This window comes from Arcobacter rhizosphaerae (assembly GCF_049472155.1).
Lineage (GTDB): Bacteria > Campylobacterota > Campylobacteria > Campylobacterales > Arcobacteraceae > Arcobacter_B.
In genome coordinates, this window is sequence record NZ_JBMOVW010000003.1 from 44324 (window position 1) to 59511 (window position 15188).

13 protein-coding genes are annotated in these 15188 nt (G+C 26.2%); 6 read left to right on the forward strand and 7 right to left on the reverse strand.

All coding sequences use genetic code 11. The features are described 5' to 3' along the window. Positions 1-19 precede the first annotated feature (19 nt). From ACH5BH_RS06180 to ACH5BH_RS06200, 5 genes are all read left to right on the forward strand, one after another. Positions 20-505: a tripartite tricarboxylate transporter TctB family protein gene (locus ACH5BH_RS06180; RefSeq protein ID WP_423297770.1), complete on the forward strand. Its 486-nt coding sequence runs from the start codon at positions 20-22 to the stop codon at positions 503-505. After that, complete coding sequence (locus tag ACH5BH_RS06185; RefSeq protein WP_423297771.1) at positions 505-2022, forward strand: tripartite tricarboxylate transporter permease; 1518 nt, start codon at positions 505-507, stop codon at positions 2020-2022. Before ACH5BH_RS06180 ends, ACH5BH_RS06185 begins: the two co-directional genes overlap by 1 nt. Before the next feature lie 25 nt (positions 2023-2047). Further along, positions 2048-2734 (forward strand): response regulator transcription factor, encoded by a 687-nt coding sequence (locus tag ACH5BH_RS06190; protein ID WP_423297772.1) that lies wholly within the window; start codon positions 2048-2050, stop codon positions 2732-2734. Continuing rightward, entirely contained in the window at positions 2718-4883 is a 2166-nt protein-coding gene (locus ACH5BH_RS06195) for a cache domain-containing protein (protein ID WP_423297773.1), read from the forward strand. The genes ACH5BH_RS06190 and ACH5BH_RS06195 overlap by 17 nt, the downstream gene beginning before the upstream one ends. 199 nt (positions 4884-5082) lie before the next feature. Next, positions 5083-6126: an AbrB family transcriptional regulator gene (locus tag ACH5BH_RS06200; RefSeq protein WP_423297774.1), complete on the forward strand. Its 1044-nt coding sequence runs from the start codon at positions 5083-5085 to the stop codon at positions 6124-6126. 4 nt (positions 6127-6130) lie between these two features. On the opposite strand, the gene ACH5BH_RS06205 is transcribed toward ACH5BH_RS06200, so the two are convergent. The 6 genes from ACH5BH_RS06205 to ACH5BH_RS06230 all read right to left on the reverse strand — a co-directional run bounded on the left by ACH5BH_RS06205 (position 6131) and on the right by ACH5BH_RS06230 (position 12429). Continuing rightward, positions 6131-7126, reverse strand: coding sequence for a type II toxin-antitoxin system HipA family toxin (locus ACH5BH_RS06205; RefSeq protein ID WP_423297775.1), 996 nt, complete (start codon positions 7124-7126; stop codon positions 6131-6133). Beyond that, positions 7119-7460: a HipA N-terminal domain-containing protein gene (locus ACH5BH_RS06210; RefSeq protein ID WP_423297776.1), complete on the reverse strand. Its 342-nt coding sequence runs from the start codon at positions 7458-7460 to the stop codon at positions 7119-7121. Before ACH5BH_RS06210 ends, ACH5BH_RS06205 begins: the two co-directional genes overlap by 8 nt. After that, positions 7460-7672, reverse strand: coding sequence for a helix-turn-helix domain-containing protein (locus ACH5BH_RS06215; protein WP_423297777.1), 213 nt, complete (start codon positions 7670-7672; stop codon positions 7460-7462). Before ACH5BH_RS06215 ends, ACH5BH_RS06210 begins: the two co-directional genes overlap by 1 nt. Before the next feature lie 116 nt (positions 7673-7788). Beyond that, a complete protein-coding gene (locus ACH5BH_RS06220) occupies positions 7789-8796 on the reverse strand; it encodes a hypothetical protein (RefSeq protein WP_423297778.1) in 1008 nt (335 codons plus the stop codon). Next, positions 8796-10769: an AAA family ATPase gene (locus ACH5BH_RS06225; protein ID WP_423297779.1), complete on the reverse strand. Its 1974-nt coding sequence runs from the start codon at positions 10767-10769 to the stop codon at positions 8796-8798. The genes ACH5BH_RS06220 and ACH5BH_RS06225 overlap by 1 nt, the downstream gene beginning before the upstream one ends. A 76-nt stretch (positions 10770-10845) precedes the next feature. Further along, a complete protein-coding gene (locus tag ACH5BH_RS06230; RefSeq protein WP_423297780.1) occupies positions 10846-12429 on the reverse strand; it encodes a type II toxin-antitoxin system HipA family toxin in 1584 nt (527 codons plus the stop codon). A 213-nt stretch (positions 12430-12642) separates the two neighbouring features. Here ACH5BH_RS06230 and ACH5BH_RS06235 point away from each other — a divergent pair, with 213 nt between their 5' ends. Continuing rightward, entirely contained in the window at positions 12643-13029 is a 387-nt protein-coding gene (locus tag ACH5BH_RS06235) for a hypothetical protein (protein WP_423297781.1), read from the forward strand. On the opposite strand, the gene ACH5BH_RS06240 is transcribed toward ACH5BH_RS06235, so the two are convergent. After that, positions 13026-15023 (reverse strand): HD domain-containing phosphohydrolase, encoded by a 1998-nt coding sequence (locus tag ACH5BH_RS06240; protein ID WP_423297782.1) that lies wholly within the window; start codon positions 15021-15023, stop codon positions 13026-13028. The genes ACH5BH_RS06235 and ACH5BH_RS06240 overlap by 4 nt on opposite strands. Positions 15024-15188 lie beyond the last annotated feature (165 nt).

Sequence of the window (15188 nt, forward strand, 5' to 3'; positions counted from 1 at the left end):
CTTTGACAAAGGATTTATTATGACAAAAAATATTATTGGTTCAATATTCTTTTTAGGTTTTTCTTGTTTTTATTTTTTTAATGTATTTAATATAAAAAAGATGCCAGGTTCACAATTTGAAGTAATGACAGCATCTACTTTTCCTTTTTATATAGGAATTTCAGGTATTGTTATTTCAGGTATTATCTTGATTTTTTCAATAGTAAAAAAAGATGAAGATGTATTATCATTATCTTATCTTAAAACTTTAGACTTTAAAACAACTACTTTATTTATAGTAGCAATGATTTTCTATGGCTTTACTATTAGAACCTTAGGTTTTATCTTAGCTACGATTATCTTCTTAGCAATTGGTTTTTTTATACTAAAAGAGAAAAATTTAAAAAGAATTTTTTTAATCTCAGTGGGTGTATCTGTAGGGTTTTACCTAATTCTAAATAATCTTTTAGGTGTATATATAGACCCTGGAATGATTTTTGATAGTTTAGCAGGAGGTGAATCATGATGGATGGTATATTTCAAGGGGTAAGTACTGCTCTTTCAGGCTACAATATATTTATGGTTGCCGTTGGTTGTTTTGCTGGTACATTTATTGGTATGCTTCCAGGACTTGGGCCTATTTCAGCTATTGCTTTAATGATTCCAATAACTTATGGTATGGATCCAGCTTCTGGACTTATCTTAATTGCTGGTGTTTATTATGGTGCTATTTTTGGAGGTTCAACTTCATCAATTCTAATCAATGCCCCAGGTGTTGCAGGAACTGTTGCTAGTTCATTTGATGGTTATCCAATGGCTAAAAAAGGTCAAGCAGGTAAAGCTTTAGCAATTGCTGCTTATGCTTCTTTTACAGGTGGAACAATTGCTGCTGTATTTTTGCTAATTGCAGCACCAGCACTAGCAAGTGTAAGTTTAAGTTTCCAATCATCTGACTACTTTGCTTTAATGGTATTAGGTTTAACTGCCGTTGCTGCTTTTGCTGGTAAAGGGAAGTTTTTAAAAGCTGCCATTATGACAATATTTGGTCTTATGTTGGCAACTGTTGGAACAGATAGTGATTCAGGTATTGCTAGATTTACTTTTGGTAGATTAGATTTAATTGATGGTATTTCATTTTTGCTTTTAGCTATGGCAGCCTTTGCTTTATCAGAAGCACTTATGAATGTACTTGAAAATAAAGAACCTAGTGATAAAGAAAAAGAAGAACTTAAAAAAGATATAGGTTCATTAAAACTTACAAAATCAGAAGTTAAGGAGATGGTTCCAACTGTTGGTAGATCTTCTGTTCTTGGTTTTTTTGTTGGAGTTCTTCCAGGTGCAGGTGCTACTATTGCTTCTTTTTTAGCTTATGGAATGGAAAGAAGTTTTGCAAAAGCAAAAGAAAAACTTACTTTTGGAAAAGGAAATGTAAAAGGTTTAGCAGCCCCAGAGAGTGCAAATAATGCAGCGTGTTCAGGTTCGTTTGTACCATTATTAACTCTTGGTATTCCAGGGTCTGGAACAACTGCTATTATTTTAGGTGCATTAATTTCTTATGGAATTCAGCCAGGACCTACAATGTATGTGGATAATCCTGCTCTATTTTGGTCAGTAATTATCTCTATGTATATTGGAAATATTGTTCTTTTGATTTTAAATCTACCGTTAATTCCTTATATAGCTAAGTTATTAACATTACCAAGACAGCTGTTGTTACCACTTATTATATTCTTCTCATTGATTGGAGTTTACTTAGTGACATTTAACAACTTTGATATTTATATGATGACTATCTTTGCTGTTGTTGCATTATTCTTAAGACTTATTGATTATCCTATGGCTCCAATGATTTTAGGATTTATCTTAGGTGGAATGATGGAAGATAATCTAAGACGTGCACTTACGATAAGTGATGGTTCATTGTCATTTTTATGGGAAAGACCTATTACTTTAAGTATTTTGATAATTACTGTTCTAATTTTATTTATGCCACTAATTAGTGAGTTTTTTGCTAAAATGAAAGAAAAGAGAAAAGAAGCGTAATGCTTCTTTTTTATATGGATTTATCATGGAAAACTTTAAAGATTATACAATACTATATATTGAAGATGATGAAGGTGTAAGAACTATAAATTCAAGATTCTTAAATCGTATGTTTTATAAACTTTATGAAGCGTGTGATGGAAAAGAAGGATTAGAATTATACGAAAAACATCAACCTGATATAATTCTAACAGATATAAACATGCCAAAACTAAATGGCTTAGAATTAGCAAAAAAAATAAGACAAACAGATAAAGACACAAAGATTATAATTTCAACAGCCTTTAGTGATAAAGACTATTTACTTGAAGCTATTGAACTTAATTTAGAGAAATATATAATCAAACCACTTACAAGTAGAAACCTACTTCCTGTCCTTACAAAAGTAGTTGAAACATTAGAAAAAACTAAAGAGAAAAAAATATATTTAGATAAAAATTTTTATTTTGATAATACAACATCTCTTTTTTATGTAGATGAGAAAGTTCTTGATTTAACAAAAAAAGAACTACTTTTTTTAAAACTTTTAGTTTTAAATAAAAATAGAGTTGTAAACTATGAAGAGATTGAACAGTATGTATGGGAAGATGAACCTATGAGTTTAAATTCGCTTCGTACAAATATTGGTTTTCTAAGAAAAAAGATTCCTTTTAATTGTATAAAAAATATATCAAATATGGGGTATAAATTAAATCTTGAAAAAAAACTATAAGAAAAACGTAGAACAAAGAATAAAGAAAATAACACTTCTTAGTTCTACTATTATTATACTACTTGTTGCTACTATTATAGGCTCAAATCTAATAAAAACAGAATATAATAACTTCAAGAATCATATAAAAAACTTCAAGAATACAATAATCCATAGAGAAAAATTTTATATAAAGACAGCTATTGAAAATCTAAAAAATGATATTGAATTTGAAAGACTTTCCATTTTAAATAGCAAAAAACAAAGAATAAAAAACCAATCAATTATTGCCCATAATCTTGCCACTTCTCTTTATGAAAACTCAAAAAATCTATCCAAAGAAGAACAAAAAAAGTTAATTATCTCTTCTATTAGACAAATAGCTCAAAAACAAAATAACATTCACTATTTTATTTATGATATAAATGGAAATTTACTTTTAAATACTGAAAATCCAAGAAATGAAGGAGTGAATTTTTTAGATTTTGAAGATATAAATGGGGTAAAGTTTATAAATGAGATGATTAATGCAAAGCAAAATAAACAAAACTATGTGGAGTATTTTTGGTACAAACCAAACAAAAGAATCACTTACTCAAGACATATAAAAGAACTTGGTCTTATCATAGGTTCTGCTTCTTTTTTAGAGAGTAGAAAAGAGGAATTAAAAGAAAAACTTCTAAAAAAAATAATACTTCAAAACTTTAATGAAGAAGAGTTTTTATTTATATACAAACTAAACAGTTTAAATAATATCACCACTCAAAGTAATTTACTTATTGAAAAAAATATACAAACCTCAAAAGATGAGCTTCTAGCAGTTGAGAAACTAATGATAAAATCAAACTACAAAGGAAACGACTACCTCATCTATGATAATAAACAAAAAATTTTCTATGGAACTTTTCTTACAAATCTTAGATACTTTATAGCTGTAGGAGTTGATTTATCACAAATATATAATTTAATAGAAAAAGAAAGAGTTATATCTTTAGATAATATGTATAAAAACATCATCAAACTTTTTATAATCATAAGTATTATGACTATTATATTTTTTATTTTTTCACTATTATTTACAAAAAAGATTGAATTTCTTTTTAATAAATATAAAAAAATAGTAAAAGAAAATGAAGAAAAATACGCTCTACTTTTTAACTATAGTAATGATGGCTTTATTATCTCAGAAGTAAATAAAAGCTCTACTAATATTCTAAGTCTTAATAGTACAGCTTTAAAAACTATAGGATACGAAACAAAAGAGATTTTATATCAAGACTTTTTCAACTTATTTGAGAACTTAACACTTGATGATATTATTGCAGAGAAATCATTGTTTAGAACTGTGAAATTATTCACAAAAGAGAATAAACCTAGAACTATTGAACTAAATGCCATGATGTATTTGTATGAAGATAAAAAACTAATCTTCGCATCACTTCGTGATATTACAGAAAGAACTTTATTAAAAGAAGAAAAACTAAAACAAGAAAAATTACTAATACAAAAATCAAAAATGGCTGCTATGGGTGAGATGATAGGTAATATCGCTCATCAATGGAGACAGCCTCTATCTCAAATATCAGGACTTTTCTTCGATATAGAATCAGCTTATGACTTTAAAGAACTTGACAAAAAATACCTTACTAAGAGAGTTGATGAAGCAAATGATATACTTGAGTATATGTCAAGAACAATTGATGATTTTAGAAATTTCTTCAATCCAAACTCAATAAGAGAAGAGTTTAATATAAAAGAAACAATTACAAATGCAGTGAAGATAGTAAACTCAACTTTAAACTATCATAATATACAAATACAAATACAAATAGATCAAGAGCTTAAAATAAATGGCTACAAAAATGAATATGCTCAAGCCATAATAAATATAATCTCAAATGCAAAAGATATTTTAATTGAGAGAAAAATAAAAGACCCCTTGATAAAAATCTATATGAAAGATAAAAATACTCTATGTATTGAAGATAATGCAGGTGGAATAAATAAAGAGATTATAGACAAAATATTTGATCCTTACTTTACTACTAAGTTTGACTATGGAACGGGGATTGGATTATATATGACAAAACTCATTATTGAAGAGAAAATGAATGGAGTTATAGAAGTTGAAAATTCACAACTTGGAGCAATTTTTAGTATAGAAATTTAGAATTTCATTTTTCTTACATTTTTCTAATATATAATTGCTTTGTGAGTATTATAGATAATTAAGTATTTAAGCCCATACCTCCAACCTATTCTGTGATTGAATATAAAAACTTTTTCCTAAACCCTGCTTCCTTCTTGGGAATTGAAGTTTTTATTTACTACAATTTCTATAATACTTTCATTTATGAAATAGGAGCAATATGTTTACTTCACAAAATTTCTTACGTATGTTATTTGCATTGAGTATTGGAGTTTGTGGTTCTATTGTTTTTATTTATTTGGGTTTACCTTTGCCTTGGCTTTTGGGAGCTATCTTTGCTTCTTCTGTTGCTATGAGATTTGAAAACCTTCCTATACTAAGCCCTAAGCCTTTCTCAACTCCTGCTAGAATACTTATAGGTCTTACTATAGGAAGTGCTTTTACTCCTGAGATATTGCAGTATATTGATGTATATTTTTATAGTTTACTTCTTGTGATACCTTTTACTATTTTAACTATACTTTGTGGGATGTATTACTATTATAGATTTCAAGGTTTTGATAAAAAGACTGCTTATCTAAGCTCTATGCCTGGTGGCGTAATAGAGATGGTAATCATAGGTGAAGAGATAAAAGCAAATATCTCAAAAATCACTTTGGTTCAATCCTCAAGGCTTTTTTTTATAGTTGTAAGTTTACCTTTTGTAATACAGTATATTTTCAAAGTTGATATAAGTGGAAACAAACTAATCACACAACCAATCACTTCTATAAATATCCCTGAGTTTTTAGCTTTGGTTTTTATAGGTGTTGCAGGTGGAGTAATAGCTAAAAAGATAAAACTATCAGCTGCTTTTCTAATAGGCCCTATGATAGCAAGTATAGCTGTTCACTCTACAGGAGTTATCACAACAACAGTACCTGATGAGTTTTTGAAGTTTGTACAAGTAGTATTTGGTACAATCATAGGGTTTACTTTTAGAGGTGTAAGGATGAAGACTATCATCTCAACACTAATAGGAACTTTTGGACACTTTATCATACTAGCTTTAATATCAAGTATCTTTATAAGTATCGCTTACTTTAGTTTTGGTTTTCCTATCATCTCTACAATCCTAGCTTTTAGCCCAGGAGGACAAGCCGAACTAAACCTAATAGCAATACTAGTAGGTGCAAATGTACCTTATATAACCCTACACCATATAGTAAGACTTTTTATAGTGATGAATATAGCACCTATTTTTGCTAAGCGGTTGAAGGATTAGATTGTCATTTATTTATTTGGTAGTTAACTCTTTTTAATCTCTCTTTATATTTTTCTAAATAGAATACTTTACCTTCATCCGACAAAAAGGAAGCATTTATCAAATCTTCTACTTTAGTTATACTTGAATTTACTTGAGTTAGGATTTTATTAAATCTTTTTTCACTTATACCTAGATAAGTAGTAAACAATTTAAAATCATAAAAAGTATAATATCCAACTTGTTCAAAAACATCTGAGTAATCATCAAGTAAAGCTAATGCAGTATCTCCATATTTTTCATTTACATGAAATCTTGTATTTAGTAAATCATAATTTGGAGTCAATCGATAATCAACACTATCTGGTAAACTATATAATGAAAAGTTCTTTAAATGAGCATCGCCATTAGCTATGAGATAGTTAAGTAATATTCTTTTAAAAAAATCTTCTAATGTAACTATTGATGCAGGGACATTAAGCTTTATTGCATTTGCACAATCTAAATAAGTTTTAGCATCATACTTATAATCAGCACCATCTTTTGCAGAATTTACATCTAATATTGATGCAAAATCTTCTTGATCATATTTCGTCCCATCTTTTGTATAATCGAACCTTTTTGTTATATATGCAAGTTCACCATCTCTAAAAGGTATAACTGCACAATCTGCAGTATCTATCTTAAAAATCTTTTTTGATATTAACATTGAAAGATGTTCATTTGCAGCTACATCTTCTTGGTTTTTTATTTGATGACTCATAGGAACTGGTTTTAAAATATAACTTCCATTTGTAGCAGTTACTTTTAGTCTATTATCATTGAAAGTTAATGAAAGTTTATCTTGTACACCAGAAATTGACATTCTATGAGCTAGTTCATTTCTTTGTATATAAAAATCTTTTTTATCAAAATCTAATGGCTCAGGGGTAACTCCTCCAAATACCTCATCAATACATTTTTTACAATAAAATTGACTTTTTAGTTTTTTTTCTTCTAAGCAAGCATAACATTTAGGCATTGTCTGCTCCTTTTATTACTTCTTTTATGGTAATTGAACCTATGGTATTTTCTTTTGCTGTTTTTAATAATCTACTAAAATCATCATCTTTATCTAATCTTAACTGTTTACATTGAAGATCTTTCATATCACCCTCACAAAGCATATTTGAGAAAAAAGAGAATAAATAATCAGATACATACTCTTCTTCACGCAATTTTAGGTTTATACTTATAGATTTTGTATTATCACTATTTAGATAATTCTTATCATATTTAAAATAGTATTTATTATCTTTATCTCTTTTTATAAGACCTACGAATTTATTATTGCGATACACTTTTCCTATTTGCATTAGTTAGTCCTTTTTATGATGACTAAATCAAGTGTTAATCCAAGAGGAATTAGAAGTTTTTCGATAGTTTTGATAGTTGGGTTAGCCTTTCCTGTTTCAATTCTTGATATTGTTGCTTCTGTTATACCACTGTATTCACTTAAATCTTCAATATTTAGTTTAAGTTCTTTTCTTCTTATTGCGATTTTTTTACCTATATCTTTTAATAACATAAATTTCTCCAATAAACTTAATAGTAGCTTTTATTTTATACTATAATATAATTTATCATAAATTTAATTTACATAAACTTAAATATAGCTTTTATTTTATATTATAATGTAAAACTCTAGATTAAGTCTAGCTCTTCACTTATGTCTTTGATAAGTTTTGAAAATGGCTTTTTTGATAGGTCTTCATCTTCATCTATTAAGTTAAATATATCTTTTTTTATTTGTTGATATGGAATACCTGTTAGGTCTTGTAACTCTTTTAGTCTACTATCGGGGTAAAGCTCTGCTTTTTCTATCATGTCATAAACTATATCTTTATGGGCTTTGTATCTTTCGTTTAGTTTGAAAACTTTTATATATTTTTCATACTCTTTTGAGAACTGCTCTTTAAGTTTTATATCTATATCATCTTTATCTTTTACATGTAAATCTTTGCAGTTTTTATCTAAGTATAATTTGAATTTTACTTTTTCATGAAATTTAAACTCTTCACTATTTGGAGCAATAGTATTTATCATACTTTCACTACCTTTTACTTTTTTAGAATTACAAGTAGCACATGAAGGAATAAGATTATAAAAAGACAATGCTAAATAAGGATAAGTTCCCTTATCATAAAAGTGGTCTAACTGAAAAGTAGAAGTATATACACCCTTTTGTTTTTCAAAGTTTGTAATAAAATCCTTGTTGCAATAAAAGCAAGTTTTAAAATCAAAGTTGTCTGTAAAAAATGGTGTGATTACATCACTTTGGAACTTACTTTCATAAGCAAATATATCCCTAAGTATTTTGTAGATTGTACTTTTTTTATCAACCTTTCCATATCTATCAATTAACTTTTTTAATTCTTGTGGATTTGATAAAATCAATTCTTTTAAATCAATAAAAGGTATTTCTTTTTTTGATATAAAAAAACTTAACATTCTGAGAATACTTAAATTTTTTCTTTCTTTTCCACATCTTCTTTTAAATATTTCTGTATTATTGTATAGTTCTAAAAGAGTCTTGTTCTTACTATCTTTTCTAGGTTTTTTAAATTTTGAAAGAAGAACTCTTCTATAAAAAGCCTCTTCAAAATTTAACTTTCTATTTATCATATAGTTTTTATAATTTAAACTTGTCATTACTTTAAATACTCTCTCAAAGTATCTTCTCCAAACTCTTCAATTAACTTTTTCAATCTTTTTTGTTTATAGTTTTCTTTATCAAATATCTCTTCAAGTTCATCTAAATAGTTTTTTATAACCTTTTGTAAAAATGGTTCACCTATGATAGAAGAGATATGTTCAAATTCTTTTCTATTTGATTTGTAATATTCTTCAATTCTTAAATGAATTTTTTCTTTTGAAAATATCCTATCTTTATATTTAGTTGTAAAATCATAAAACCTTTTTATTCGCTCAATCTTACTTTTCGCAAACTCACCCATAAGTCCATCTTTCATAAAAAACCCATGAGAAAGTAAAGTATGTATATTTGCTCCAAAAGTATTAAAATCTTTCATATTTTCAGTTGCATTTATACAATTTCCAGTTTTTTCATCTTTTTCTAAAAATATTACATTTTCTTTTGGAATATCTGAAAGAATAAAAGGAGAATGAGAAGTTACAATAATATTAAAATTAAAAATATCTTCAAATTTATTCAATATTTTTACAAGAAAACTAATAAAACTTTTTTGCCAATTAGGATGTAACCCAAGCTCTATCTCATCTAATAATAAACTAATATTTGTATATTTTTGATGTTTTTCATTATCTTTTATTTCTTTTATTTTATTTAGCTGATAAATTAAGTTATATGAAAATCTCATCATAAATTTTTGTCCAAAACTTAAAGATTCAAAATTAACATTTTTTTCATTAAATATTTCAGCTTTCATGAAAGCTGGTAATAATCTAACATAATCTTTATTTTTTTTTATATTTATATAACTATTATTGAATTCAAAAGGTAATTTATTTTCATTGTGAATTTTTTTAAAGAACTTAAATGCAACATTTGCTTTTTGATTATTTAGCTTTCCTTTTTTTATAATCTCATTTATAAATTCTTCATCATTTTCTAATAATAATTTTATTCTATTTTCTACTTTTGAATCTTCTCCAATTCTACTTATTAATTCTAACTTACTTATCAAATACAATTTAGTAATATCTTTCCAATCTTGTATTAAGTAATTTTCAATATTCTTTTCTAATAAATCTTTTCTCTCTTTTTTTAAATAATCATTTATATCATATTTTAAACTAGTTATTATAAAAGTTGAAGTGGTATTAGTGTCATTAAATGATTTACTAATAACACATTTTACTTTTTTTAACTCTTCTTTTTGTAAATTCAAGTTATTAATATTTTCATAAATTCTACCATAAAATCTAACAACTTCTATTTCATTTTTTTTAACTATAATCTTTTCTTTATCAAGTGAAATTTTAATTTTATTAGGCATAAAATACTCTTTTATTTCAGAAAAATCTATATTATTTCTGATTGCAAAGTCAATAATTGCATTTTGAGTATGATAATCCATATTATTAATATCAATTATTTTATTTGTTTTATTAGGTATCAGTACTATAGGTATTTCATAATTATCTCTTCTATGATACAAATTATTGAAGTTTGTTTTTTTATTTCTAATTACATCTAATGTATAATTAAAAAAAATAGAAAAACATTTATTTTTTTCTAAAGATAAATCTTCTATTTTTTGATTAGTTTTTTTTAATTCCATGTTAATATTTTTTATAAAAAATTTGCTGTTAAAAAAGTAGATTAAAAATAACTTTTCTTTTTCATAATTTATATTATAGTTTTTCAAAATATCAACTATACTAATAATTGCTTCAGTGATATTACTCTTCCCACTTCCATTTTCACCAACAATAGCAGTTATATTAATATTTTCAGGAAAGATACTCACATAATCTTCATTTTCTTCTATTGTAAGTTCACAATCATCTTTTAAAACTTCATTTCCATCTTCATCTTCTTCATACTCTGCTTTAAACTCACACCTAAACCTAGGAGAGAAATTAAACCCTTGTCTATTTATATTTTTATACTCTTCTACCCACAGATACACTAGTTCCATATTTTACTTTCATTATTTTATATTATTTATATGGTAGTAAAAGTGTTATTTAGTTTTGCTTTATTTTTTTACTAATCTAAACATCAATCCAATTAAGCTGTTTCAACCTCTCAACTTGATTTTGATGAAAGTCTCTCAATACATCAACAAAAGATAAAGGTTCACCTATTCTAATCCAGTCAGCTTCTTGACCTATTTTCTTTTTTATCTTTGACTTATAAAAGTCTATCTTATCTAACTCATCAAAATATTCAGGTAATTTTTCGGCATATTTCAGTGCAATTTCTTGAGCTTCATTCTTAAAATCACTAAACTTTATATCAAGTATCTTACACAATTGTCTAAAATCATTGGGTCTTATATTTGTTTGCTTACCATTTATTGAGATATGAGAATCATACCCTTTAGATGTATCATATATTCCAGTACATGTAATATCATATAAAGGAGCAAAGAAAACTTTTTCTTTTTCAAAAATCAAACTTAGATTTTTTGTATGCATATCTTCATGTACGATTATTACTGAGTAAACATAATGCTTTAAAAGTTCCATTTTTTCTTTATTGCTTTTTAACTCAAGAGCAATTCTTTTAAATAACTTTTCAGAAGAAGTATCATATTTTTTTTCACTTGTTAATCCTAAAAATGGTGCAAATGTAGCTTTGTTAAATTTATAAGTATTATATCTATCAAATCTTTTTACTACATAGTGATACTCTTCATCCTTATCTCTTTTTATTACTGCACTATATGGAACTCTAAAGCCCAATTCATTTTTAGCAAATGACATAAATAAATGTTCATTGATAGAAATATGAGGGAAGTAGTGTTCATTATTATGATCAGCTTTTAATTTACTATATGGCTTTAAAATATAATCTTTTGAATAGTTTTCATCTACAATAACTTTTTTTTGTTCAAAATCTATATGTACTAACTTTTTATATTGAAACCCAGAAATACCATCTGACTTTTTTATTGCTAGTTTCGTTAAATCATAATTTTCAGGGAATAAAGTTTTATCATCTAGCTCAATATCAAAACCATTTAAAACTTCTATCTTATTATTAGAACCTAATACTTCATCTAATAAACTTAAATATGATTGTCCATTTTTCAGTTTAGAGTCTATATTATCTTCTGTTTTAGAAAATCTTAAATCCCCTACATTATCTTCTAATTTTAGTAGTAGTTCAAATTCATTTGATATTTTAGAGTTTATTTCTAATATTTCTCTATTGATACCCTCAGGAATATTTTCTTCAAATATTGGTGGTAGTTCTTTAAAATCAATGCTATCTGTAGTTAAATCTATTGTTGCAATAGGTTCACTTAGATTGATTAAAAAATCAGTTGAGTAAATAAATCTAAAATACTCTTTCATATTTATAAAATATCCTGCAACCTCATCTTTTTTATGAACATAAATGAATTCATATTTTTTGTAGTATCTTAATACATCATCAAGAAAATATCTAGCACTATTAGTGTTGCCCTCTTTTTCTACTCTATTATTTTTTATAAGTTTATTAAGTTCATTTAAAACTGTTCTTTGGTTTATTCTTAATTTAATTTTACTTGATATTTCTTTTAAGCTAAGGGGTTTATTTTCATCTTTTAATATTTCAATAATTCTTATTTCAAGTCTAGTTTTTATCATATTTATCCCTTAAGCTTATTATGTATATAGTTAATATTAATTTAAGTAAACTATAACATATAAGTGTTTAAACTTAAATTTATTTTAAATAACTACATAATAAACTTAAAGTTTTCACGCTTTCATATTTTATACAGCTGTATATTTTATGTTCAGTTTTTTTGAGTTCTTACTATCTTGTTTTGCTATACTAAAAATAAAACAAGGCTATTTATGGGACTATTTGATATAAGTATAAAAAAAGAGTTACCCTCTACACTTTCAAAACAAGAGTTTTTAGAAGAGTTAAAGACTTCACTTATTCAAGACAAAGAGTATAAAACAAAACTAGTTAAAAGCTCACTTGAAATACAGAAACTTCATCTTGATACACTTTTGAAGTACAACTGTAAAATCACTTTAGACAAACAAAAAAAAGCAACTTCATTTCATCTTGAAGGGCAGTTACATGATACTTTGATACTTACTATTTTGATTATCTTAGCTATTTTACTTACTTATGGGATAGGTGTAGTTTTAGTGATACTTTTCACATATTTACAAAAGAAAAAAGCCACTAAGTTTATAAATGAGATTTTAGATAAAATGAATAAGTCTTAAAGTTCATCTTTAAATCTATCTCTTATTGCTAAAAACTCATCTAAATTCTCAAAGAATATATCTATAAGTTTTGGGTCAAAGTGCTTTCCTTTTTCTTCTTTAAATAGTTTGAATATTTCTTCATCATCCCAAGCTTTTTTATAAACTCTATTACTTCCTAGTGCATCAAATACATCTGCTACAGCGGTGATTCTTCCATAAATATGAATTTCTTCACCTTTTAGTTTTCTTGGGTATCCTGAACCATCCCACTTTTCATGATGTTCATGTGCTACTATTGCAGCTGTTTTAAGCAGTGGTCTATCTGAACTTTTTAGCATATCAAAACCTATTTGGGCATGATTTTCCATCACTTCCCACTCTTGAGGAGTCAATTTTCCTGGCTTTTTTAAAATATTATCAGGAATTGCTACTTTTCCGATGTCATGCATTGGACTTGCTTGTTTTAGCATTTCTGCTTCATTTGCATCGAAGCCGTATTTTAAAGCTAATAGTTCTGAATATAAAGCAACTCTTCTTACATGGTTTCCAGTCTCTTTTGATCGGCTTTCACCTATTGACCCCATAGTGAAAATTACATCTTTTTGAATTTGTGCTATTTCTTTTATATGAGTTATATCATGTCTTATAGCATGGTAACCTATATGTTTGTTATTTTCATTATATAAAGGATAGATTTTTGCTTTTACCCAATAGTATGAACCATCTTTTTTTAAGTTTTTTACTTCACCCTTCCAAGACTCTTTTCTTTTTAGTTGTCTCCACATTTGAACAAAGGCTTCTTTAGGCATATCTGGATGTCTTACTATATTGTGAGGTTTGCCTAAAAGTTCTTCTTTTGAGTAGCCACTTATTTTACAAAAGGCTTTACTTACTTTAGTGATTCTACCACTTAAATCTGTTGTTGAAAAGATTACATTATCATCATAAGCTTTAAGTAGTTCACTTAGTTTTCCTTTTTGAGTATATGCTCTTAAGATAAAATAAAAAAGTATTCCTAAAATCAAAAATGCCGAAACTCTTATAAAGTAACTATCTTTTATAGCAGGATAAATAAAAGGGGTATTATTATAAGTTACTATCCATGCTGATAGCTCATTTGTAACATTTTGAAGAATAGGATAAAAAGATATCACTTTAAAATCATGTTTTTTATCTTTTGAAATAAGAGAAAATGCTTTTCCTAGTGCTATTTTTTCACGTATTTGCTCTCTTAATTCTGAAATTCTTTCATCAAAATAACTAATTTTATCCATTTGACTATGTGTTTTTGAAAGTGTTAATAAATAATTTCTATGCTCAGCACTTGGTTCATAGTTTAATACAATATCATTTCTTGACCACATTTTAGAACTAAATATTTTTTTATTTACTAAAAAATGTGAATGTATTTCACTCAATTTATTCAAATTTTCTTGAAGTATTTCACTTGGGTATGATATTTCTATTGCACCTATATGTTTGTTGTTATCATCAAAAATAGGATAAACATTTCTAAAAGCATGAGCTGTTCTTCCTTGGGAAAAACCTCTTATAATCTCTTTTGTTTTATTTACTTTTACAAAATCATGTCTTATATTTGTTAAATCATCACCATATTTGAAGGGTTTATGCATTCTTAAAAATACTTTATTATTAGGAAAAACAAAGTGATACTGTAAAAGACCTTGTTTTCTAAACTTTTCATACCTATTTTCTAATATCTTGTGTAATTGCGTTCTTAATTCATCAACTCTTTTTGTGTCTTTACTTTGCCATGCTTCACTTAAAATCTTTTTTAAATTTTTTGTTTGCATAGTAGTTTCATAAATTACATCTGCTTTTTGTGATTGTGTTGTAAGAAAAACTTTATAGTTTACTTCAAGTTTGTGCATATTATGATATAAAGAATAATCAATTTTACTTTGTGTGTTTTTTTGTGTTATATAAAATACAACTAAGTTTAATCCTATAAAAGATAATAATAGTATGTACTTCATTTTTTTAATGCTCATTTTACCAAATCCCTAATTTCAGGCCTAAATTGCTAAATTATACAATAAAGAGCATTACTTTCTTCTTTTATTATAAGATTATATAATAAACACTATATTATAATTTTTTAAATCAACTACTACTTACAAAACTTTTGATACAATCACTCTTTAGAAAATTGAATA

Coding starts and splice junctions, on each gene's coding strand:
- ACH5BH_RS06180 (WP_423297770.1), top strand. CDS start 20: ATGACAAAAAATATTATTGGTTCAATATTCTTTTTAGGTTTTTCTTGT.
- ACH5BH_RS06185 (WP_423297771.1), top strand. CDS start 505: ATGGATGGTATATTTCAAGGGGTAAGTACTGCTCTTTCAGGCTACAAT.
- ACH5BH_RS06190 (WP_423297772.1), top strand. CDS start 2,048: ATGGAAAACTTTAAAGATTATACAATACTATATATTGAAGATGATGAA.
- ACH5BH_RS06200 (WP_423297774.1), top strand. CDS start 5,083: ATGTTTACTTCACAAAATTTCTTACGTATGTTATTTGCATTGAGTATT.
- ACH5BH_RS06205 (WP_423297775.1), bottom strand. CDS start 7,126: ATGCCTAAATGTTATGCTTGCTTAGAAGAAAAAAAACTAAAAAGTCAA.
- ACH5BH_RS06210 (WP_423297776.1), bottom strand. CDS start 7,460: ATGCAAATAGGAAAAGTGTATCGCAATAATAAATTCGTAGGTCTTATA.
- ACH5BH_RS06215 (WP_423297777.1), bottom strand. CDS start 7,672: ATGTTATTAAAAGATATAGGTAAAAAAATCGCAATAAGAAGAAAAGAA.
- ACH5BH_RS06220 (WP_423297778.1), bottom strand. CDS start 8,796: ATGACAAGTTTAAATTATAAAAACTATATGATAAATAGAAAGTTAAAT.
- ACH5BH_RS06225 (WP_423297779.1), bottom strand. CDS start 10,769: ATGGAACTAGTGTATCTGTGGGTAGAAGAGTATAAAAATATAAATAGA.
- ACH5BH_RS06230 (WP_423297780.1), bottom strand. CDS start 12,429: ATGATAAAAACTAGACTTGAAATAAGAATTATTGAAATATTAAAAGAT.
- ACH5BH_RS06235 (WP_423297781.1), top strand. CDS start 12,643: ATGGGACTATTTGATATAAGTATAAAAAAAGAGTTACCCTCTACACTT.
- ACH5BH_RS06240 (WP_423297782.1), bottom strand. CDS start 15,023: ATGAGCATTAAAAAAATGAAGTACATACTATTATTATCTTTTATAGGA.